Source organism: Stenotrophomonas sp. Ps181, from assembly GCF_025697425.1.
Lineage (GTDB): Bacteria > Pseudomonadota > Gammaproteobacteria > Xanthomonadales > Xanthomonadaceae > Stenotrophomonas > Stenotrophomonas sepilia.
Map to the genome: position 1 here is coordinate 1 of NZ_JAHWBI010000014.1, position 21,637 is coordinate 21,637.

At 67.1% G+C, this 21,637-nt stretch carries 13 protein-coding genes and 4 tRNA genes; 6 read left to right on the forward strand and 11 right to left on the reverse strand.

The genetic code is table 11. The features are described from left to right. The 6 genes from KXV01_RS19670 to KXV01_RS19695 all read right to left on the reverse strand — a co-directional run. Positions 1–148, reverse strand: a 148-nt coding sequence (locus tag KXV01_RS19670; protein ID WP_230078978.1) for a GTP-binding protein, incomplete at its 3' end; no start/stop codon positions are given. A 41-nt stretch (positions 149–189) separates the two neighbouring features. After that, positions 190–265 (reverse strand) — tRNA-Thr (locus tag KXV01_RS19675). 49 nt (positions 266–314) lie between these two features. Beyond that, positions 315–388 (reverse strand) — tRNA-Gly (locus KXV01_RS19680). A gap of 24 nt (positions 389–412) precedes the next feature. Beyond that, a tRNA-Tyr gene (locus KXV01_RS19685) sits at positions 413–498 on the reverse strand. A gap of 137 nt (positions 499–635) precedes the next feature. Then, entirely contained in the window at positions 636–1,652 is a 1,017-nt protein-coding gene (locus KXV01_RS19690) for an isoaspartyl peptidase/L-asparaginase (protein WP_099485604.1), read from the reverse strand. Positions 1,653–1,774: 122 nt separating this feature from the next. Further along, the gene (locus KXV01_RS19695; RefSeq protein ID WP_099485630.1) at positions 1,775–2,794 is read right to left on the reverse strand and encodes a cyanophycinase; all 1,020 of its coding nucleotides are present in this window, start codon (positions 2,792–2,794) and stop codon (positions 1,775–1,777) included. Between the two features lie 170 nt (positions 2,795–2,964). On the opposite strand from KXV01_RS19695, the gene KXV01_RS19700 reads away from it, so the two are divergent. The 6 genes from KXV01_RS19700 (at position 2,965) to KXV01_RS19725 (ending at position 17,365) form a co-directional block, all read left to right on the forward strand. Continuing rightward, the gene (locus KXV01_RS19700) at positions 2,965–5,703 is read left to right on the forward strand and encodes a TonB-dependent receptor (RefSeq protein WP_111097367.1); all 2,739 of its coding nucleotides are present in this window, start codon (positions 2,965–2,967) and stop codon (positions 5,701–5,703) included. Between the two features lie 162 nt (positions 5,704–5,865). Continuing rightward, the gene (locus KXV01_RS19705; RefSeq protein ID WP_111097368.1) at positions 5,866–8,637 is read left to right on the forward strand and encodes a response regulator; all 2,772 of its coding nucleotides are present in this window, start codon (positions 5,866–5,868) and stop codon (positions 8,635–8,637) included. After that, the gene (locus KXV01_RS19710; protein ID WP_049416986.1) at positions 8,634–9,857 is read left to right on the forward strand and encodes an EAL domain-containing response regulator; all 1,224 of its coding nucleotides are present in this window, start codon (positions 8,634–8,636) and stop codon (positions 9,855–9,857) included. Before KXV01_RS19705 ends, KXV01_RS19710 begins: the two co-directional genes overlap by 4 nt. A 121-nt stretch (positions 9,858–9,978) precedes the next feature. Beyond that, entirely contained in the window at positions 9,979–13,206 is a 3,228-nt protein-coding gene (locus KXV01_RS19715) for a hybrid sensor histidine kinase/response regulator (protein WP_111097369.1), read from the forward strand. After that, a complete protein-coding gene (locus tag KXV01_RS19720) occupies positions 13,203–13,844 on the forward strand; it encodes a response regulator (RefSeq protein ID WP_049416983.1) in 642 nt (213 codons plus the stop codon). Before KXV01_RS19715 ends, KXV01_RS19720 begins: the two co-directional genes overlap by 4 nt. A 263-nt stretch (positions 13,845–14,107) precedes the next feature. Then, positions 14,108–17,365 (forward strand): autotransporter outer membrane beta-barrel domain-containing protein, encoded by a 3,258-nt coding sequence (locus tag KXV01_RS19725; RefSeq protein WP_263468018.1) that lies wholly within the window; start codon positions 14,108–14,110, stop codon positions 17,363–17,365. Between the two features lie 505 nt (positions 17,366–17,870). On the opposite strand, the gene ychF is transcribed toward KXV01_RS19725, so the two are convergent. The 5 genes from ychF to KXV01_RS19750 form a co-directional block, all read right to left on the reverse strand. After that, on the reverse strand, positions 17,871–18,962 hold the full coding sequence (gene ychF / locus KXV01_RS19730) for a redox-regulated ATPase YchF (protein WP_005415403.1): 1,092 nt from the start codon (positions 18,960–18,962) through the stop codon (positions 17,871–17,873). A gap of 142 nt (positions 18,963–19,104) precedes the next feature. Continuing rightward, positions 19,105–19,683: an aminoacyl-tRNA hydrolase gene (gene pth / locus KXV01_RS19735; protein WP_049416981.1), complete on the reverse strand. Its 579-nt coding sequence runs from the start codon at positions 19,681–19,683 to the stop codon at positions 19,105–19,107. A 48-nt stretch (positions 19,684–19,731) separates the two neighbouring features. Then, positions 19,732–20,349: a 50S ribosomal protein L25/general stress protein Ctc gene (locus KXV01_RS19740; protein WP_049416979.1), complete on the reverse strand. Its 618-nt coding sequence runs from the start codon at positions 20,347–20,349 to the stop codon at positions 19,732–19,734. A 109-nt stretch (positions 20,350–20,458) separates the two neighbouring features. Beyond that, positions 20,459–21,418 (reverse strand): ribose-phosphate diphosphokinase, encoded by a 960-nt coding sequence (locus tag KXV01_RS19745; RefSeq protein ID WP_005415400.1) that lies wholly within the window; start codon positions 21,416–21,418, stop codon positions 20,459–20,461. 140 nt (positions 21,419–21,558) lie between these two features. Then, positions 21,559–21,635 (reverse strand) — tRNA-Gln (locus KXV01_RS19750). Positions 21,636–21,637 lie beyond the last annotated feature (2 nt).

Sequence of the window (21,637 nt, forward strand, 5' to 3'; positions counted from 1 at the left end):
TCGAGGAGTAGTCCTTGAACTCGCCACCGAAGCGCTCGGCACCGATCTTGGTCAGTGCGGCGGTCAGCGTGGTCTTGCCGTGGTCGACGTGACCGATGGTGCCGACGTTGACGTGCGGCTTGGTGCGCTCGAACTTACCCTTGGCCATGGCTGCTTATCTCGAATTCGTCTGAGAGGTGATGCTTAAGATGGTGCTCACGAAAGGAATCGAACCTTCGACCTCTTCCTTACCAAGGAAGTGCTCTACCGACTGAGCTACGTGAGCCGAGTTTTGCATTATGACATGAACTCGATAATATTCAAAGTTCATTCAATGGAGCGGGAGACGGGAATCGAACCCGCACCATCAGCTTGGAAGGCTGAGGTTCTACCATTGAACTACTCCCGCGCCGGGAATGTCACAACGTGAAACTGGTGGAGGGAGGTGGATTCGAACCACCGAAGGCGTAAGCCAGCAGATTTACAGTCTGCCCCCGTTGGCCGCTTGGGTATCCCTCCTTACCACCCCAACCCGTTGCCGCCGAAGCGTTGCGGTGTGTGGTGGTGAGCCGCTTATTCTGCTGATCGGGCGGGGGGCTGTCAACGCTTTTTTCCATCTTTTTCACACGTTGTCGCAAACCCATTGATACGCAAGGTTATTGCCCAGGGACCGGCAGGGTCTCGCTGGCGAAAATTGCGACATGGGGGACGCCATCGGCGCCGATCCAGCCCCGATACATGCCCTGGGTGTTGAACGGCATGGCCATTTTTCCGTCTGCGGCAAGCACGATCGCGCCGCCGTCGCCGCCCATCTTCGGAATCATCTCGTTGATCACGCCCCTGCCGGCCTGCTCCGGCGTCTGCCGCTGGTAGCGGATGCGCGCACAGATCTCGTGCGCGGCCGCAGTCCGGATGTAGTACTCGCCCCAACCGGTGCCCGATACCGCGCAGCCCGCGTCGGCCCAGGTACCGGCGCCGACGATCGGCGAATCACCCACACGGCCATAGCGCTTGTTGGTCATGCCACCGGTGGAGGTGCCGGCGGCAAGCTGCCCCTGCGCATCCAGCGCAACGGCGCCCACCGTGCCGAAGTGCCTTGCGGTCTCCAGGTCGGCGTGCGCCTGGCCACTGGCTTCTTCCTTCAATGCGCGCTGCAGTTGCTGCCAGCGCTTGTCGGTACGGAAGTAGGATGGATCGACCAGGGTGATGCCCTGCTCCACCGCGAACGCCTCGGCACCCTGCCCGACCATCATGACGTGCCTGGACTTCTGCATCACGGTCTGGGCCAGCAGGATCGGGTTGCGCACCCGCTGCACGCCAGCCACCGCACCTGCAGCCTGGGTGGCGCCGTCCATCACCGCGGCATCCAGTTCGTTGTGGCCGTCATGGGTGAACACCGCGCCCTTGCCGGCGTTGAAGGTCGGATCGTCCTCCAGCACGGTGATTGCCGCAGTGACGGCTGCAAGCGCCGGGCGACCGGCCGCCAGTTCGGCATGGCCCTTCAGCAGCGCCGCGCGCAGCGCGTCGCGCGCAGCCTTCTCCTCAGCCGGCGACAGGTCCTTGCGCTCGACGCCCGCACCGCCGTGGATGACCAGCAACGGCGAGGCGGCCGGGGCGGCCTGGGCAAGCAACGGCAGGGACAGCAGCGCGGACAGCACCAAGCGAAGTTTCATCAGGGACGTCTCCAGAAGGTGTAGTGAGAGGATTGCACCGGTAGTGCCGGCCGCTGGCCGGCACCGGTCGCATCAGGACAGACGGGTTGCCGGCCAGCGGCCGGCACTACCGCGAAGGAAGATCACTGGCGGACGACTTCAATCTCGCCGTCACTGACGTCGGCCACGGCCTGGTAATCGGCCTCGGCCTGGAAATCATCCAGCCGCATGCGGCTGCCGCTGGCCACCACCGTCACCGGCACCGCATGGAAGCGCAGTGGCTCGCCCTCCACCAGGCGGTCGGCACCGCGGCCGGGGCTGACGACCCACACCTTGCCTTCGCCATCCGCGCTGTAGACCTGGGCCCGGCCATCGGGCTCAACGCACAGGGCGGTGTCCTCATCGACGCCGATGCCGACGATGTCAGGGTCGCCGCTGTCCTGGGCGGCACGTGCCACGAACACGATCAGGCGACCGAGCCGGTCACGCTTGTCGAAATGGGTGTCGGTGACCACGCGCTGCAGGTAGGGCATCTGCAGGAAGCCGCTGTCCAGGGTCACGGCACTGCCCATCGGGTCGGCCAGCGCACCGGCCGAGGTGATGCTGCCGCCATCCATGGCGCCATAGGCATAGCCGCCGAGGATGGCCAGGCCAGCGCTGGTACCGGCAATCGGCTTGCCGGCGCGCACATGGGCGTTGAGTGCGCGGTTGAGTGCGGTGCCCTTCCAGAAGCGGATGTAGCGGGACTGGTCGCCGCCGGCAATGAAGATGGCATCGGCCGCAGCGACCACGCGCAGCACCGCCGGATCATCGGCACCGCGGCGGCTGTCGAAGACCAGGGTCTGCACTGCGGTGGTGCCGCCGATCTCGCGGTACAGGCGGTCCTGCAGTTCGTCGCCACCGGAGGCGCGCAGAATCAACACACGGCCATTGCCGGCCTGCTTCAGCCACCACTGGAACGCCTCCGGTACCCACTCGCCACCGCCCATCAGCATCATGGCGGGCGCGCGCGGACCGGGACGCGGGGATTCCAGATCGCCGACTTCGTAATAGGCGAAGCCGGGGCCCTGCAGGTCCTGCGCGGGCGTGGCCAATGGCCAGCCCAGCACCAGCAGCGCCAGCCAGGCGAAGGGGCCAGGCAGGGTGCGGTCGAGGCGTCGCATCTTGATCTCCCTGAACAAAATCGACTTGCAAGCGTTTTCACTCTTTGCCAGATAGGGGCCCAGTAGTCAAGGACATGAAAAAGGCGTTAAATGCGCGCGCCCATTCCGGAAGTCTGAATGGGGGACAGGGCCCCTCCTCTGCGGGCCGGCTTCTTTTCCGAGAATTCCTCATGCGTAGACAGGCGATGGCGTGGTCGATCCAGCTGGCGTTGATGGGCGTGGCTGCTTCCGCGGCGGCCCAGGCACCGGCTTCCTCTTCGGTGCAGCAACTGGACGCGGTGCAGGTCACCGGCTCGCGCATTCCGCGCGCCCAGGTGGAAGGCCCCGCTCCGATCACGGTGATCAACGCCGAGCAGATCCGCTCCAGTGGCTTCACCAGCGTGCCGGACGTGCTGCGTGCGATGACCCAGAACGGCGGTGAGACGCAGAGCCAGCAGTCTTCCAGTGGCGCCGACTTCTCGCCGGGCGCCCAGCAGGTGGACCTGCGCGGCCTGGGCCCGAACCACACGCTGGTGCTGGTCAATGGTCGGCGCATTGCCGATTTCCCGATGCCGTTCAAGGGCCGCAGCAACTTCACCGATGTCTCCAACATCCCGCTGGGCATGATCGAGCGCATCGAAGTGCTGACCGGCAGCGCCTCGGCCATCTACGGCTCGGACGCGATCGCCGGCGTGGTCAACTTCATCCTCAAGAAGAAGGCCGACGGCACCACGATCGACATGCGCATGGGCACCACCAGCGAAGGCGGTGGCGAGTCGTTCGACATGAGCCTGGCCAGCGGATTCAGCCGCGGCAACTTCAACGCCGTGTACAGCGTCGAGCTGCAGTCGCAGACCCCGCTGTGGGCCTATGAGCGCGACATCCAGGACTCGACCCAGGATGGCCCCACCGAGGGTTCGCGCATCGCGCGCCGCGCCTATCTGCGCACCGACTACAACGATGACTACCTGGACCCGGGCGCCGCCACCTGCGAAGCGCTGTCCGGCCAGAACCAGGGCAGCACCTATCGCGCCTACCGCCCGAAGTACGGCTACTACTGCGGCAGCGACAGCTCGATCGGCTACGGCACCATCCTCAGCAAGCGCCGCGGTGCCAACGGCTACGCGTCGCTGAGCCATGACTTCGACAATGGCCAGCAGTGGTTCGCCGACGTGCAGCTGGGCTACCACACGATGTCGCTGATGCGCGACGTCACCCAGTGGGGCCGCATGGATGCCAACGGTGATGAGTCGGGTTACTTCAACAACGAAGCCACTGGCGAGATCGAGTTCTGGCAGCGCCAGTTCTCGCCCGAGGAAATGGGCGGCCTGCGCAACGCCATGGTGCGCAGCACGCAGAAGACCTTCAGCGTGACCACCGGCTTCAAGGGCAAGCTGATTGGCAGCTGGGATTACGAAGCGGCGTTGAGCCATTCGCAGTACCAGTCGCGCATCAGCTGGGCACAGATCATTGCCGCCAAGGCCAACGACCTGTTCCTGGGCCCGCAGCTGGGCGTGGATGACGACGGTTTCCCGGTCTACAACGCCGATCCGTCACGCCTGTACCGGCCGCTGACCCGCGCCGAGTACGACTCGATCGCCGCGCGCACCACCTACACCCCGAAGTCGCGCACCGAGACGGCGGCATTCACCCTGACCAACTCGGCCCTGTTCGCCCTGCCGGGGGGCGACGCCGGGTTTGCCGCGACCGTAGAAGTGGGCCAGCAGGCCTACTCGCTGAACCCCGATCCGCTGGCGACCGGGTACTACTACTACAGCTGGAAGGATTCGGACGGCAAGGGCTCGCGCAACCGCTGGGCGACGGCTGCGGAACTGCGCATGCCGCTGCACGACACGGTCAACCTGAGCGTGGCGGGCCGCTACGACCAGTACCGCTATTCCGGACACACCATCGGCAAGGCGACCTGGAGCGGCGGCCTGGAATGGCGCCCGATCGATACCCTGCTGGTGCGCGGCTCCTACGGGACCGCATTCCGTGCACCGGACCTGCACTATGTGTTTGCCGGACCGGGCAACGACGAGACCAGCGCCGAGGATCTGTACACCTGCCGCCTCGAGGAAGCCAGCGACTGTTCCGATTACGAGCGCAGCCTGATCCGCAGCCGCACAGGCAACCGCCAGCTCGACCCGGAAACCAGCACGTCGTGGAGTGCCGGCTTCGTCTGGTCGCCGGCGATCGGCCTGGACCTGTCGGTGGACTGGTTTGACATCGACATGCGCAACCAGGTGCAGGACATGGACGTGCGCACGCTCCTGGCCAACGAAGCAAACTGCCGCCTGGGCAGCGCCGACATCTATTCGCCGACCTGCGTGGACGCGCTGGCCCGCATCACCCGCAGCAACGACGGACGCCTGTATGGCGTGCGCGTGGAGCCGATCAACGTCGCCCGCGAATCCACCTCCGGCATCGACGTCGGCCTGCGCTATCGCCTGCAGACGGGCATCGGCGATTTCATCTTCAACGGCACGCACACCTGGGTGAAGAAGCATGATTTCCAGCGCTACCCCGGCGACCGCACCGAAGACCAGTTCGCGGTCAACAGTGGCTTCGACATTCCGCGCACCAAGACCAGCCTGAGCGTGACCTGGGAGAAGGATGCGTGGTCGGCAACGGTGTACGGCTCGCGCCTGGGCAAGCTGCCGACCTCGGACAGCTACGACCAGGTGTTCGACTGGGACAGCGGCGACAGCCCGTACGTGAAGGCGACCTATCGCTACAACGCCTCGCTGCAGTACCGCTTCGACGACCACTCGCGCCTGTCGCTGTCGGTGGTCAATGTGTTCAACAAGATGCCGCCGAAGGACCGTACCTACACCGCTTACCCGTACTACGACGTGTCCTGGTTCGACAGCGTCGGCCGCACGATCAACCTGCAGTACACCCACAAGTTCGGTGGCGGCGCTCTGTAAGTGCCTGGCCAGCGCCGATACAGGAGACCCCCGCTTCGGCGGGGGTTCTCTTTTCCGCCGCCTGAACGGTACCCACGCGCAGGCTCCGGCCTGACCGGCCAGCGGGGGATTTTAGGAAACAGCTGATTCCGCGCTGTCAGCGCCGCTCCCTAGCATCGTTGCATGTTCCGCTTTCCCCGCCCTTCGCTGCAGCAGGCCGTGCCATCGACCACCGCGTCGGTGTTGCTGCGCTGCCTGACCGTCTGCGTCTTCATCTGCCTGGCCGCCGCAGCCGGGTTCTACCTGCTCACGGCATTCACCGAAGACATCTCGACCCATCGCCGCGAGATGAATGCAGCGGCCTACAAGGCACAGATCTATTTCGACCAGCGCGAAGCCCTGCTGCGCTACCTGGGTGATTCGGTGCTGGCCGGCAACCCGGATGCACCGGCCGCAGACAGCGAGGGCGTGCGCCAGGTGCCGCTGGATGGTCCCGGTGGCCAGCCGGGCCTACGGCTGCTGCTGTCAGCACGCGCCGAGCACACGCTGCGGGCACTGCAGACGCACCTGCTGCTGATCGATGCACACGGCGCGCATTGGCTGGCCGGGGGCGAGGTTGACGTCGACCTGGTGCACCTGCCATCGCTGCGTGCGCTGCAGGCACGCAGCGGCAGCCTCGAGGGTGCAGACCCGGTGTACTGGCTGCGGCCAGGTGACAGTGGCGTTGCGCTGGCGCAGCCGGTACAGGCGGGCCCCCAACCGGCGCAGTGGCTGGTGCTGCTGCTCGATGGCGCGGCGGCGGCGAGCATGATCGACGGCCAGGGCATTGGCGGTTATGCGCTGCTCGACCGTGCGGGGCAGCCTGCATTGTCCAGCCAGGCGCCGCGGCTGGATGGTGCGGGCTGGAAGACCCTGCGGGAGCGCCAGGACGACAGCTTCGGCACGTTGTGGAGCGGCGGCCTGCCGCGCGGCGTGGCGCTGGTGAAAAGTGTCGGCAATGACGGCTGGCGGTTGGTCTACCACCTGCCGCCGCAGCTGCTGCTGGGCGACCTGGCCGTGCCCCTGCTGGTCTGCGTGCTGTTGCTGCTGCTGGCCGGCGTTGCGCTGCGCCTGCTACGGCATCGCGTGGACCTCCAGCTGATCCAGCCAGCCCTGCAGCAGCACCGCCGCCTGCTGGAGAACCTGGACTTCAGTTCGACGGTGATCGACATGGCGCCGGTCGGCATCTGCGTCCTGCGCCGCAGCGACCGCGCGTTGCTGCTCTCCAACCAGCTGCTGCGCGACTGGCTCGGCGACGAAGGCGAACACAGCGACTGGCAGGCACCATGGCGCGGACATGCCGGCGAACGCGGGCGTGGACTTGAATTCACCGCCCGCGACGGGCGCCAGCTGCAGGTGCTGCACGCGGCTTGCCGCTACCAGGGCGATGACGTGCTGCTGTGCGTCTTCCATGATATTTCCCGGCACCGCCAGGCCCAGGCCGCGTTGTCGTCGGCACGCCAGGCCGCCGATGCGGCCAACCAGGCCAAGAGCGCGTTCCTGGCCACCATGAGCCATGAGATCCGCACCCCGCTGTATGGCGTGCTGGGCACGCTGGAGCTGCTGGGGCACACCTCGCTGGACGCCCGGCAGTCGCAGTACCTGCGCACCATCGAGAGTTCCTCGTCGGTGCTGCTGCAGTTGATCAGCGATGTGCTGGATGTTTCCAAGATCGAGTCAGGACAGCTCAGCCTGGAGCCGACGGCGTTCTCGCCGCGCGAGCTGACCGAGAGCGTGCTGCGCAGCTTCGCCGCGTCGGCCACCTGCAAGGGCCTGCAGATCCTGGTCTGTACCGATCCGCGCCTGCCGACACGGGTGCTCGGTGATGCCGACCGCATCCGCCAGGTGCTGGGCAACCTGCTCAGCAACGCGATCAAGTTCACCGAGCATGGCCGGGTGGTACTGCGCGTGCGCCAGGTGCAGCGCGAAGGTGAATCGAGCGTGCTGGCCTGGCAGGTGACCGATACCGGCGTGGGCATCGCTGCGGAGGAACAGGCGCGGTTGTTCGAACCGTTCCGCCAGGTCCGCGGCGCGGCCAGCGCGCAGGGCACCGGCCTGGGCCTGTCCATCAGCGACCGCCTGGTACGCCTGATGAGCGGTGAGCTGCAGGTGGTGAGCGAGCCCGGGCTGGGCAGCAGCTTCAGCGTCCGCCTGCCGTTGCCGGTGCTGGCCGTTGCCGAGGATGGCCCCACACTGCTGCCGGAACCACCGATCCTGGTGCGCGGCCGCGACCGCGAGCTGGTCGACAGTGCCTGTGGCTGGCTGTGTCGCTGGGGCGCCAACGCGCAGCCCCTGCTTGGCGACCCGGCGTTGCTGGACCATGACGGCGCGATCCTGATGGATGGCGAAGCCGGGATGCCGCTGGCCTGGTCGGGCCCGCGCGTGGTGGCATCGATCGAGGGCGGTGACCAGCCGATCACTGCCGCCGATGGCAGCCTGGTGGTGACCCTGCACGGCATGACCGCGATCGGCAAAGCGCTCGCCAGCGTGCAGCAGCAGCGTGCGGCGCAGCCGGAGGCCACGCGCACGGCACCACCGATGCCTCTGGGCCTGCGCGTGCTGGCCGTCGAGGACAACCCGATCAACCGGGTGATCCTGGCCGAGCAGCTGCGCACCCTCGGCTGCGACGTGGAGCTGGCACAGGATGGCATGGAGGCGCTGCAGCGGTGCCGCGAGCAGTGCTTCGATCTGGTGGTGACCGATATCAACATGCCGCGCATGGACGGCCACGCGCTGGCCCGCCAGCTGCGCGATGACGGCGACCCGGTACCGGTGATCGGCGCCACCGCCAATGCCACCGCCGAAGAGCGCGAGCGCTGCCTGGCCAGTGGCATGCAGGGCTACCTCAGCAAACCCATCGACATCGCCCGCCTGCGCAAGGCGCTCACCGCCCTGCGCCAAGGAGACCCCGCATGACCCAGCGCGTCCTGATCCTGGAAGACCAGCCCTTCCAGCGTGGTTTCCTGGCAAACCTGTTCGGCAGCCGCGCCGGTGTCCAGGTCGATGCCTGCGAAGACGTGGATGCCGCCATCGCACTGTGTGCCTGCCAGCCCTACGACCTGGTGGTCAGTGACCTGCTGATGCCCGGGCAGGACGGCATCCAGTTCATCCAGGCACTGGCGGCGCAACCACGCCCGCCGCGCCTTGCCGTGGTCAGCGCGGCCCCGCGGCGGATGATGACCTCGGCACGGCTGATGGCCGAATCGCTGGGGCTGGATGTGATCGGCCTGCTGCCCAAGCCGGTGGCGGCCGCCGACGTGGACGCCCTGTTCGAGGCGCTGGCGCAGGCGCGCCCGGCCACCGGCAAGGCCCCCTCACTCGCGGCAGCGGCAGTTCCCGAACCGGATGCGTCGCAGCTGCGCCAGGCGATGGCCGATGGCAGCCTGACGGCGTGGTTCCAACCCAAGAAGTCACTGCACTCCGGACGGGTGGTGGCGGCCGAAGCACTGGTGCGCTGGCGCCACCCGCAGCTGGGCACGCTGGCTGCCGGCAGCTTCCTGCCGGCGATCTGCCGCTACGGGCTGGAGGGCGACCTGCTGCGGATGATGCTCAAGGCCAGCATCAGCGCACAGGCGCGTTGGCGCAAGCAAGGCTTCCGGGTACCGGTGTCGATCAACCTGCCGCCTCATCTGCTGGAGCAGTCGGACCTGCCCGATGAGCTGCTGGCGCTGACCCTGGCCCACGGCGGCTCGCCCGGCGAGTTGTGCTTCGAACTGATGGAGAACAGCACCACGCGGCACGTCAGCGACTTCTATGCCGGTGCCTGCCGGCTGCGCATGAAGGGCTTCGGCCTGGCCCAGGATGATTTCGGGCAGGGCCTGAGCTCGGTCCACAACCTGGTCAATACCCCCTTCACCGAGGTCAAGATCGACCGCGCGCTGGTCAGTGGCTGCGCCCGTGACCCGGCCCTGCACCTGACCCTGTCGACGGTGATCGCACTGGCCAACCAGCTGGGCCTGACCATCGTGGCTGAGGGCGTGGAAAGTGATGCCGACCTCGCCGCACTGCGGCAGTTGGGGTGCAGCCAGGTGCAGGGGTTCCTGATCTCGCAGGCGCTGCCGTCGGACGAATTCAACCGCTTGCTGGACGAGGAAGCACCGCAACTGGACGAACGACCGCAGGCTGCCCTGCGCTGACGTGGATTCCACGACGACTTCACAAAAACATCAAGCGGCATTGACGATCCTGTCTGTGCAGTAGCGGCGGACTTCGCGCCGCCACCGGTGCCAATGTCCGCCCCCTGCCCTGAGACCTGCCATGCCGGCCGAGGCCGCTCCTGTACGCCGACTCGCTCGCCGCTCGCTCCGCGTCCATGCCCTGTTGATCGGCGTGGTGGTGCTGGCGACCCTGCAGGCCGGACTGCTGCTGTCGGCCGGCTCGCAGCTGTTGAACGAAGAGCGCAGCAAGATCGAGTACCACTTCCGCCGCCTGGACGGCACGTTGCGCGAGCAGGAGCGCTTCCTGCGCCAGTGGCGGCTGCATGATGTCGGCGTACGAGGCCAGCCGGTTGCCGATGCCAGCGTGGAACTGCGACGCGGTCCGCTGTACGCCAACTTCGCGGTGATCGGGACCGAGGGCGCCGGTCGTTCGCCACCGACCGAGCTGGGCGACCGGTTCCTGCGCTTCTACGGCACGTTCTGGTCCGCTTCGCGCTACCCACCACCGCAATGCCTGCTGGTCGATGGCCAGGGCACACGCGGGCTGCTGGCACCGGTACAGATCGTCGGTACCGATGCGAGCCAGAACAGCCCGCATCACCTGCGCCCGGCGATCGCCGACATCCACCGCGCACTGGGTACGCGGCCCACGCTGCAGCGCGGCGGCATCGTCTGGGTAAGCGTGCCGTGGCGCGACCGGCAGACCTGGCTGCTCGCCATCGCCCACGCCCCGCAGGATGCGCGCCTGTGGGGTGAGGACGGCAAGGATTCGCAGGCCGCGCTGGCGTGCCTGCTCGATCCGGCACGCGTCGATGACTACCGGCAGGTGCTGGGTGTTCCGGTGTTCCAACGGCTGTCGCTGTTCGATGCCGATGGCCAGCGCCTGCTGGGCGATGCTGCAGATGCCAGCAACGCTGGCACCTCCTGGCAGGCAGGCCTGGGAGGCCTGCAGTTCCGCATGCGCAGCGAGCGCGGCTGGCTGGCGGTCTACCACGTCAGCTGGCGGCAGGTATTCCAGCACCCGCAGGGGCCGCTGCTCGGTGCGACGGTGGTGGCCCTGCTGCTGGCACTGGGTGGCACGCTGGTGCTGCGCGCGTATCGGCGCTCGGTCATCGAGCCGCTGCGCAGCAACCACGCGCGGCTGCTGGAAAGCGAAGCCTTCAGCCGCACGATCCTGGACAACGCGCCGATCGGGCTGTGCCTGCTGCGCCGTACCGATGGCAATGTGCTGCTGGACAACACCCTCGCCCGCCGCTGGCTGGGTGAAGACCATCATACCGGAGGCTGGCACGGCCCCTGGCGGCGCAGCGTGCTCGCCGCTGGAGGCACCACGCTCGGCGATGGGTTGGCCTACACCACGCCCGAAGGCCGCCACCTGCTGGTGACGGCGACGCCGGCGCGCTACCGCGGCGAGCCGGCGGTGCTGTGCCTGTTCATCGATCTCAGCAGCCAGCACGAAGCCGAGCAGGTGCTGCAGCAGGCGCGCCGTGCCGCCGACCAGGCCAACCGGGCCAAGAGCCAGTTCCTGGCCACCATGAGCCATGAGATCCGCACGCCGCTATACGGCGTGCTCGGCACCCTCGAACTGCTCGGACTGACGCCACTGGATGCGCGTCAGCGGGACTACCTGGGGACGATCCAGCGTTCGTCCTCGACGCTGATGCAACTGATCAGCGACATCCTCGATGTCAGCAAGGCCGAGGCCGGGCAACTGAGCCTGGAACCCAGCCCGTTCGATCCAGTGCATCTGACCGAGGATGCGCTCGACTCGTATGCTGCCGCGGCCGCCGGCAAGGGGCTGCAGTTCTACGCCTGCATCGACACCGATGTGCCACCCGTGGTGTGCGGTGATGCGGCTCGGATCCGCCAGATACTCAACAACCTGATCAGCAACGCGCTGAAGTTCACCGACAGCGGACGCGTGGTGGTGCGCGTTTCGGCACGCTGGCAAGAGCAGCGCTGCTGGCTGCAGTGGCAGGTCGCCGATACCGGCATCGGCATTGCCAGCGAGCACCAGGCACACCTGTTCGAGCCGTTCTACCAGGCCAACCCGGGCACCGATGCGATGCGCGGCACCGGCCTGGGCCTTTCCATCTGCGCGCATCTTGTGGCGTTGATGGAAGGCCGGCTGCGCGTGGTCAGCGAGAGCGGCCTGGGCAGCAGCTTCAGCGTCGAACTGCCGCTGCCCCCGGCGCCGGCCGATCCGCAGCAATCTCCGGCGCCGCAGTTGCCTGCGGGCCTGCAGGTACAGGTGCGGGGCGGTGTGCGCGAGCTGGTCCAATCACTGTGCGACCGCCTGCAGCAGCGCGGTGCACTGGCCAGCGTGTACCGCGATGAAAGCCCGGCGGGCTTGCCGTCGTCCACCGTGCTGCTCGACCTGGTCCTGGACGACGCGTTGCCCGGGTGGGTGGATGGACCGCGCGTGGTTGCCTGCCGCGAAGGCGGCGTGCGGCCACGGCAGATCGATGGCGCCTGGCAGGTTGGCCTGCACCGGTTCGACGCGATCGTGCTCGCATTGGCCGCCGCCAGTGGCCAGCCGCTGGCGGCCAGCACCGAAGGGCGCCTGCCGGCGACGCGCCGTTTCGGCCTGCAGGTGCTGGTGGCCGAGGACAACCCGATCAACCAGGCGATCCTGCGCGACCAGCTGGAACAGCTCGGCTGCCGCGCCGTGGTCGCCAGCGACGGCAATGAAGCGCTGGGCTACTGGCAGCAGGACGAGTTCGCGCTGGTGCTGACCGACCTGAACATGCCGGGGCTGGATGGTTATGGCCTGGCCCGTGCCTTGCGGGCACGTGGTGCCCGCGTGCCGATCCACGGGGCCACTGCCAACGCCGACCCGGCCGAACGCCAACGCTGCCAGGAATCGGGGATGCAGGGCGTGCTGGTCAAGCCGATCACGCTGGAAGCGCTGCAACGCCTGCTGATCGGGATCACCCGGGGCGATGCAACGGTTCCCGCGCCATCGCAAGGACCGGAATCCACCGATACGCTCGATGATGATCTCCCGCTGCAGGTTCCCGCGAAGATGCAGGCGTTGTTCGTGCGGACAATGCAGGCCGACCTGGACAGCCTGCGCCAGTCGATTGCCAGCGCCGATCCCGCGCGCGTGGTGCAGGTACTGCATCGCATCCGTGGCGCACTGGTCATCGTGGGCGCACCCGCGCTGGTGGACAGCGGCCTGCAGATCGAGCACAGCCTTGCGGGCGGCGATGACCTGGCCACCCAGGCGGCGTCGCTTGCCCGCTTCCAGCGACGCCTCGAACAGCTGTTGCATCCGCTGCTTGATGCGGCCTCCCCTTCCCCACCTGACGACCCGACCCCGCCATGACCACACGGATCCTCATCGCCGACGACCACCCGATCGTGCTTGCCGGCATCCGCGACGTACTGGCCGGGGAACTTGACCTGGACGTGGTGGGCGAAGCGGCCGACCCGGCGACGCTGATCGAACTGATGACCCGGACCCGGCCACAGGTTGTGATCACCGACTACAGCATGCCGGGGGGCGACCGCTTCGGGGACGGCATCAAGCTGATCTCGTTCCTGCGCCGCAGCTTCCCGGAGACGCGCCTGCTGGTGCTGACGATGGTGTCCAATCCGTCGTTGGTTGCAGCGATGTATGCCGCCGGTGCCGGCGGCGTCGTGCTCAAGAGCCATGGATTGGGCAGCCTGGTACAGGCCCTGCGCGTGGTGCTGGCCGACCGCGTCTACCGGCCACCGGGCCTGCTGCCGGTCGCGGCGAGCGAACCAGCCGATGCCGATGCGGTCCGTGCACGCCTGTCGCCGCGCGAGCTGGAAGTGATCCGGCTGTTTACCGGCGGCATGAGCGTGGGCGACATCGCACGCCAGCTGCAGCGCAGCGCCAAGACGGTCAGCACGCAGAAGATCAGTGCGATGCGCAAGCTCGGCGTGGACAGTGACCAGGCACTGATCGAGTACTGCCTGCAGGCCTCGTTGTTCGCCTGAGGCCCACTCCAGGCTGAATCCTGCGGGCCCCGTACGAGGGCCTGCGACGGCTTTAGGAAACGCCTGATTCCATAGGACAGTGCCGATTTCTAGGCTGGACGCATCCCGCCATGGTGCGCCTGCCGGCAGCAACCGCGTCGCCGTGGGGGACGGAAGCCCGATGGCGCCTGCAGCTGCCATCGCGTGTGGCTTCCGCAGCGACGCGGCCCTGCCGCGCCAGTCCGCGCAGCCCTGCTGCGCCCTGCCACAGGAAGTCCAACAGCATGTACGCCTCCCCCACTCGGCGCCGCCGTGCGTCCGGGCGCGCGCGCCTCGCGCCTGCTCCCCTCCTTCCCAGCCTGCTGGCAACCGCCCTGTGGGCGGCACTGCCGGTCCACGCCGCCGATCTGACCGGGCCCCTGCAGGTCAGCGATGGCAACAGCCTGCAGCTGGGTACCGATGATGTCCTCACCCATGGCGCGGGCAGCTTCGCACTGGCCGTCACCGGCGCTGGCAGCAGCGCACTGATCGACGGCAGCCGCATCAACGTGACCGGTAATGGCAGCGCCGTGTCTGCCGCCAACGGCGGCCAGGTGCAGCTGCGCGGTGCCACCCTGTCGATCGCACCCGCTACCGGCGCGGGCTTCTACGCGCTGTATGCCAATGGAGCCGGCAGTGTGATCGATGCGCGCGATGTCGACATCGATGCCACGCGCAATGGCAGCGGATTCGGCAGCGTGCAGGCCTACAACGGTGGCGTGATCCGTTACACCGGGGGCCGCCTTTCAGCGACAGGTACCGGTGCGGTGCTGGCCGGTGCGTCCGGCAAGGGCAGTGAACTGCACCTGGCCGATCTGCAGATGAGCGCCGACGGTGGTGCCCGCCTGCGCGCCGACAGCGCAGGCCTGCTGACGATCCGCAACAGCCGCATCACCCTCGCTCCCGGTGGCATCCTTGCAGGCGTGGCGGTCAACGGCGTGGGCAGCCGCGCCGAGTTGTACGACACCTACCTGCAGAACGGCTGGTTCGATATCGACAGCGGTGGCAGCGTGCTGCTGGAGAACGTGGAAGCCCATTCGGTGGGCGGCAGCATGCGCCTGCTCGGCAGCAGCATCAGCAAGACCTATTCCAGTGCAGTGATCAACGGCGGCAGCTTCTCCACCGTCGGCGGCTATGGCGTGAACATCAACAGCTGGGGCCAGCTGACCGCGCGCGACGCAGCGTTCGATGTGCGTGATGGCTACTCCGGATTCTGGCTGGCCAGCGATGAGTCGCGCCTGCAGCTGACCGACAGCACCATCGACACCTGGACCGACACCTACGGCTACGGTGTCGAGATCGCCGGCGGGGTCGCCACCGTGCAGGGTGGCCGGATCACCACGCACGGCGATGCGACCTATGGCGTACGCGTGACCGGTTCCACCGGCAGCACCGCCAGCCGCATTGAAGCCAGCGGCAACGTGATCGACGTGCGCGGCAACGGGGGTGGCGGCGTGTTCATCGGTGGCTCCACCGCCACCGCGCTGCTCGACACCGTTGCGATCCGCGGCGACGGCGAGAACGTGTTCGGCATCGTGCACATGAACACCGCGCGGCTGACCCAGGCCGATCGCCTGGACATCCGCATGACTGGCAGCAACAGTGGTGGCTACCGCTCCTACCTGACCGCGTTCGGCCCGTACTGGAACCGTGCCACCTTCAATGACAGCCACATCGAGACCGCCAGCGGCGCCGCGTTCTGGCTGCAGGGCAGCAACCATGCGTTGACCGTCAATGGCAGCGATGTGACCGCAGGCGACGGCAGCGGGCGCCTGCTGCGGGTCAGCGACACGGTGTTCACCGATGGCAGCAGCGTGGCGACCAGCCGCATCGACTTCAGCGCCGACGCCAGCACGCTGCGCGGTGACGTGGTAGTCGACAGTGCAACGGCTGACGTACGCATGGTGCTGGGCAACGGCACCACGTTCAGCGGTGCTCTGCGCAACGACTCCGGCTACCAGGTCGCACAGCTTGCGCTGGATGGCAGCAGCCAATGGAACGTGCGTGGCAGCTCCAGCGTCGGCGCGCTCGAACACGCCGGCACCATCGCCTTTGATGCCCCGGGGGCAAGCGGCTTCAAGACCGTCACTGTCAGCGGCGACTATGTGGGCAACGGTGGCCAGTGGATTTTCAACCTTGCACTGGGTGACGACACTTCGCTGGGCGACCAGCTGGTCATCAATGGCAACAGCAGCGGCACTGCCAGCGTGAGCGTGCGCAATGCCGGCGGTGCCGGTGCACTGACGCAGGAGGGCATCCGCCTGATCACCGTTGGCGGCCAGTCCGATGCACAGTTCAGCCTGCAGGGGCGCGCGGTTGCCGGTGCCTACGACTACTTCCTGTTCAAGGGCGGCGTGTCGACCCCGGATGATGGCAACTGGTACCTGCGTTCGGAATACGTGCCACCCGTCGATCCGCCGGAGCCGCCGGAACCGCCGATTGATCCGCCGCAGCCGCCGCAGCCGCCGGAGCCGCCGGTCGATCCGCCGTCACCGCCGGAACCGCCGGTGGATCCACCGTTGCCGCCGGAGCCGCCGATCGATCCGCCGCGCCCACAGGTGGAACGCCCGGAACCGGCGGCCTACCTGGCCAACCGCAGCGCCGCGCTGGGCATGTTCCGGCACAGCCTGTACGACCGCGCCGGTGATCCCGCCGCCGAGGCCGGCGCCAGCAGCGATGCTGTGGCCTGGATGCACCTTCGCAGCGCGCAGCCCGACAGCCACGACCGCAGCCGCCAGGTCCAGGTCGATGGGCAGATCAGCAGCGTGCTGGTCGGCGTCGGCCGTCGCTTCGAGGTGGGCGGCGCGGGCGAACTGCAGGCAGGTGCGATGCTCGGCCACGGCCGCGCGCGCAATGACAGCCGCTCGCAGGTGACCGGCTACACGGCGCGTGGCGTGGTTACCGGCACCAATGTGGGTGCCTATGCCACCTGGCTGCAGGATGCGCGCATGCAGGGCGGCGCCTATGTGGATGGTTGGCTGCAGTACGGCCGCTTCCGCAACAGCGTGCAGGGCGATGGCCTGCAGAAGGAACGTTATGACGCCCGCAACTGGAGTGCATCGGCCGAAGCCGGCTATGTGCTGCCCCTGCGGCGCACCGCGCAGCGCGGCATCTACCTGCAACCGCAGCTGCAGGTGGTGCACAGCCGCTATGACAGCGATCGCGTGGTCGAGGCCAACGGCACGGTGGTCGAAGACCGCGGTGGTGACGAGACCAGCACCCGCCTCGGCCTGCGCCTTTACAGCCGCGGGTTGAGCCCGGCGCAGGGCCAGGTGCATCCGTACGTGGCAGTGAACTGGTGGTCCGGCGGCAACGGCGCGGGCATGGCGATGGACGGCGAGCGGCTTCAGCGGCAGCTGCCGCGCGACATCTACGAGGCCAAGGCCGGTGTGCAGGTGAATCTGTCCGGCGGTTGGCGCGGCTGGGGAGAACTGAGCCGGCAGAGCGGCGGCATGGGCTTCCGCGATGTCGGCGCCCAGCTGGGTGTGTCGTACACCTGGTGATGCGGCAAGTGCCCGGCAATGGAGTGCCGGGCGCCTTTTCCACATGCTGCGTGGAAAGCGATGGGAGTTTGGTGTGGACAAGTGGCGGTGAGCTCCACGCATCAAGCGTTTCAGGGATTGGCGTTTTTTTGTCCACGCCCATGCGCGGTTTTCCACATCCGCCGTGGAGAGTGGTTGGGATTTGGTGTGGACAAGTGGGTGCGAGCATTGCACCGCAGGCGTTTCGAAGCGTGGTGAAAATTTGTCCACGCTGCACAGGCAAGCCTGGCAGAGCCGAGCCCACGCTCGGCTGATGCCCCCCTGAGCCGAGCGTGGGCTCGGCGCTACAGGGGAGTTGCGCGGTTTTCCACATGCGGCGTGGAAAGCGATGGGAGTTTGCTGTGGACAAGTGCCGGCGAACGTCACGCCGCAAGCGTTTCGCAGGGTGGTGATTTTTTGTCCATCGCCGGAAACGCGAACGCCCCGCACAGGGCGGGGCGTCCGGGGCCGATCCGTTGCCGCCGGATCAGACGTTGAAGCGGAAGTGCAGGATATCGCCTTCCTGCACGCGGTATTCCTTGCCTTCCAGGCGCAGGCGACCGGCTTCCTTGGCGCCGGCTTCGCCCTTGTACTTGATGAAGTCGTCATACGCGATGGTTTCGGCGCGGATGAAGCCCTTCTCGAAGTCGGTGTGGATGACCGCGGCGGCTTGGGGCGCAGTGGCGCCCTTGCGCACGGTCCACGCACGGACTTCCTTCACGCCAGCGGTGAAGTAGGTCTGCAGGCCGAGCAGGCTGTAGGCCGCGTTGATCACGCGGTTCAAGCCCGGCTCGCTCAGGCCCAGGTCGGCCAGGAAGGTATCGCGGTCCTCGTCGTCGAGCTGGGACAGTTCTTCTTCGATCGCGGCCGACACCGGCACCACCTGCGCGCCTTCTGCGGCGGCATGCGCGCGCACGGCTTCCAGGTGCGGGTTGTTCTCGAAACCGTCTTCCAGCACGTTGGCGATGTACATCACCGGCTTCAGGGTGAGCAGGAACAGGTCGCGCACCAGCGCCTTCTCTTCCTCGTCCAGGCCGGCCGAGCGGCCGGCCTTGCCCTCCGACAGCGCCGCCTGCAGCTTGGCCAGCACCGGCTTGCGCGCCGCTGCATCCTTGTCGCCGCCCTTGGCCGCACGCTCGGCACGGTTCAGTGCCTTCTCGACGCTGTCCAGGTCGGCCAGCGCCAGCTCGGTATCGATGGTTTCGATGTCCGAGATCGGATCGACCTTGCCGGCCACGTGCACGATGTCGCCGTGCTCGAAGCAGCGCACCACGTGAGTGATCGCGTCGACTTCGCGGATGTGCGCCAGGAACTTGTTGCCCAGGCCTTCACCGCTGGCGGCGCCGGCGACCAGGCCGGCGATGTCGACGAACTCGACCGCGGTCGGGATGACCTTCTGCGGGTTGATGATGCCCGCCAGCTCGTTCAGGCGCGGATCCGGCACCGGCACGATGCCGACGTTCGGCTCGATGGTGCAGAACGGGAAGTTCGCCGCGGCGATACCCGCCTTGGTCAGCGCATTGAACAGGGTCGACTTGCCGACGTTGGGCAGGCCGACGATGCCGCATTTGATACCCATGGGTGACAGCTCTCTGGGGTGAAAGTGATTGGTGAAACAGCGCGCGCGCTGCTTGGCCAATCCATCTCGGTGTCGATCATTGCGTGCCAACCAAGATTGGCACCTACGGGAATCGGGAAGGTTGGCACCTACCCAAAGCGGTTTATTTCGGGGTGTGCAGCCGCTTCATCGCTTCGTTGAAATCGCCCTGCACCGCCAGCGGCAGCACGTCGATCGCATCGTCGATGGCGCGTGCGATCAGCACGTCATCCTCCTTGGACGGGCGCCCCAGCACCCAACCCACCACGCGGTCCTTGTGGCCGGGATGGCCGATGCCCACGCGCAGGCGGTGGAATTTGCCATGACCCAGCAGGCGGATGGTATCGCGCAGGCCGTTCTGGCCGCCGTGGCCACCGTCGAACTTCAGTCGCGCCGCACCGGGCGGCAGGTCCAGCTCGTCGTGGGCCAGCAGGGTTTCCTCCGGCTCGATCTTCCAGAACCGCTGCGCGGCGGTGACCGACTTGCCGCTGAGATTCATGAAGGTGGCGGGCTTGAGCAGCCACACCGTCTGCCCGGCGATCTCGACCTTGGCGGTCTCACCGAACAGCTTGCTGTCCACATTCCATCGCGCACCGGCCTTTTCTGCCAGGGCCTCAACGAAATGAAACCCGGCATTGTGCCGGGTCCGGGCGTGTTCCGATCCGGGATTGCCCAGACCGACGATCAGTCGCAGTCCTGCCATGGTTCCTTCCAGTACGGTGCCTGCCCGGAGGCAGGCACCGCAGCGGTATTACTCGGCGGCAGCCGCTTCTTCGTCAGCCGCGTCGACCTTGCCGGCCTTGGCGGTAACGATGGCGTCGTCGTGGTCCTTGCCCAGCGCCAGGGCCGGGATTTCCACGCCCTTCGGCAGCTTGATGTCGGACAGGTACACCACGTCACCGGCCTTCAGCTCGCCCAGGTCGACTTCGATCGACTCCGGCAGGTCCTTCGGCAGGCAGGTGATGGTGACTTCCTTCAGTTCGTGGGTGACCACGACATCGGCAGCCTTGCCGGCCGGCGAGGTGTCTTCGTTGACGAAGTGCAGCGGGACCGAAGCGGTCAGGGCTTCGTTCTCGTTCACGCGCTGGAAGTCCAGGTGCATGATCAGCTGCTTGTACGGGTGGCGCTGCATGTCACGCAGCAGGACCTTCTGCACCTGGCCGTCCAGGTTCAGGTCCAGGATCGAGGCATAGAACCACTCGTTCTGCTGGGCCAGCCAGATTTCGTTGTGGTCCAGGCTGATGGCGACCGGCTCGGCGTTGCCGCCGTACACGATGGCCGGGATCACACCAGCGTGACGCAGGCGGCGGCTCGCACCCTTACGCTGCAGTTCACGCTTGGTGACCTTGATTTCATGGGTCTTCGACATTTTCGACTACTCAGGTTGTTGCCTCGCCTTTCGGCATGGCGGTTGAAGATGCTTCCGCGACCAGAAGCATCCGGGTATGCCCCCGCCGTTGCCGGCAGGGGCGAAAAACTCAGTCGACGTACAGCGAGCTGACCGATTCGCCGAAGGCGATGCGGCGCATCGTTTCGGCCAGCATTTCCGCCACGCTCAGCTGGCGGATCTTGCTGCACACCCGCGCCGCGTCCTTCAGCGGGATGGTGTCGGTCACCACCAGCTCGTCGAGCTGGGAATTGGTGATGTTGTCCACCGCCGGGCCCGACAGCACCGCGTGGGTGCAGTAGGCGGCGACCTTGAGCGCACCGCGCGCCTTCAGGGCAGCGGCAGCGGCGCACAGGGTGCCGGCGGTATCGACGATGTCATCGACCATCACGCAGGTCTTGCCTTCGACGTCACCGATGATGTTCATCACGGTGGAGACGTTGGCGCGCGGGCGGCGCTTGTCGATGATCGCCAGATCGGCGTCATCCAGGCGCTTGGCCACTGCACGGGCGCGGACCACGCCACCCACGTCCGGCGAGACGACGATCAGGTTCTCGGTGCCGTAGGCGCGCCAGATGTCGGCCAGCAGCAGCGGGGACGCATACACGTTGTCCACCGGAATATCGAAGAAGCCCTGGATCTGGTCGGCGTGCAGGTCGACGGTCAGCACGCGATCAGCGCCCGCGGTGCTGAACATCTTCGCCGCCAGCTTGGCAGTGATCGGCACGCGCGAGGAGCGCATGCGGCGATCCTGGCGCGAGTAGCCGAAGTACGGCACCACGGCGGTCACGCTGGCCACCGATGCGCGCTTGAGCGCGTCGATCAGCACCAGCAGTTCCATCAGGTTTTCCGCGCTCGGCGCGCAGGTCGGCTGGATCACGAACACGTCCTGCTTGCGGACGTTCTCTTCGATCTCCACCTGCACTTCGCCATCGGAGAAGTGCGAGACCAGCGCCTTGCCCGGGCGAACCCCCAGTTCCTTGCAGATGTTCTGCGCCAGACGTTTGTTGGCGTTGCCGGAAAAGACCAGCAGGTTCGGGGACTCTTGCATCATGATTGTCTCGGGCGGGGACGAGTGGCGGGGATCCGGGGGCGGCAAGGACCCGGATGGACCCTTGCTGCTGACAACACCGCGGTTGTTTCCACGTCCCGCGCGGGCGATGCGCTGGAAGGCGCGGACACAGCCGCTATTGGCAGGGGCGGTAGGATTCGAACCTACGAATGCCAGGATCAAAACCTGGTGCCTTGGGCCTCTTGGCGACGCCCCTGC

Bases quoted from the DNA above. Each gene is read 5' to 3' on its own strand.
- KXV01_RS19690 (WP_099485604.1), bottom strand. From the start codon at position 1,652: ATGAAACTTCGCTTGGTGCTGTCCGCGCTGCTGTCCCTGCCGTTGCTT.
- KXV01_RS19695 (WP_099485630.1), bottom strand. From the start codon at position 2,794: ATGCGACGCCTCGACCGCACCCTGCCTGGCCCCTTCGCCTGGCTGGCG.
- KXV01_RS19700 (WP_111097367.1), top strand. From the start codon at position 2,965: ATGCGTAGACAGGCGATGGCGTGGTCGATCCAGCTGGCGTTGATGGGC.
- KXV01_RS19705 (WP_111097368.1), top strand. From the start codon at position 5,866: ATGTTCCGCTTTCCCCGCCCTTCGCTGCAGCAGGCCGTGCCATCGACC.
- KXV01_RS19710 (WP_049416986.1), top strand. From the start codon at position 8,634: ATGACCCAGCGCGTCCTGATCCTGGAAGACCAGCCCTTCCAGCGTGGT.
- KXV01_RS19715 (WP_111097369.1), top strand. From the start codon at position 9,979: ATGCCGGCCGAGGCCGCTCCTGTACGCCGACTCGCTCGCCGCTCGCTC.
- KXV01_RS19720 (WP_049416983.1), top strand. From the start codon at position 13,203: ATGACCACACGGATCCTCATCGCCGACGACCACCCGATCGTGCTTGCC.
- KXV01_RS19725 (WP_263468018.1), top strand. From the start codon at position 14,108: ATGTACGCCTCCCCCACTCGGCGCCGCCGTGCGTCCGGGCGCGCGCGC.
- ychF (WP_005415403.1), bottom strand. From the start codon at position 18,962: ATGGGTATCAAATGCGGCATCGTCGGCCTGCCCAACGTCGGCAAGTCG.
- pth (WP_049416981.1), bottom strand. From the start codon at position 19,683: ATGGCAGGACTGCGACTGATCGTCGGTCTGGGCAATCCCGGATCGGAA.
- KXV01_RS19740 (WP_049416979.1), bottom strand. From the start codon at position 20,349: ATGTCGAAGACCCATGAAATCAAGGTCACCAAGCGTGAACTGCAGCGT.
- KXV01_RS19745 (WP_005415400.1), bottom strand. From the start codon at position 21,418: ATGCAAGAGTCCCCGAACCTGCTGGTCTTTTCCGGCAACGCCAACAAA.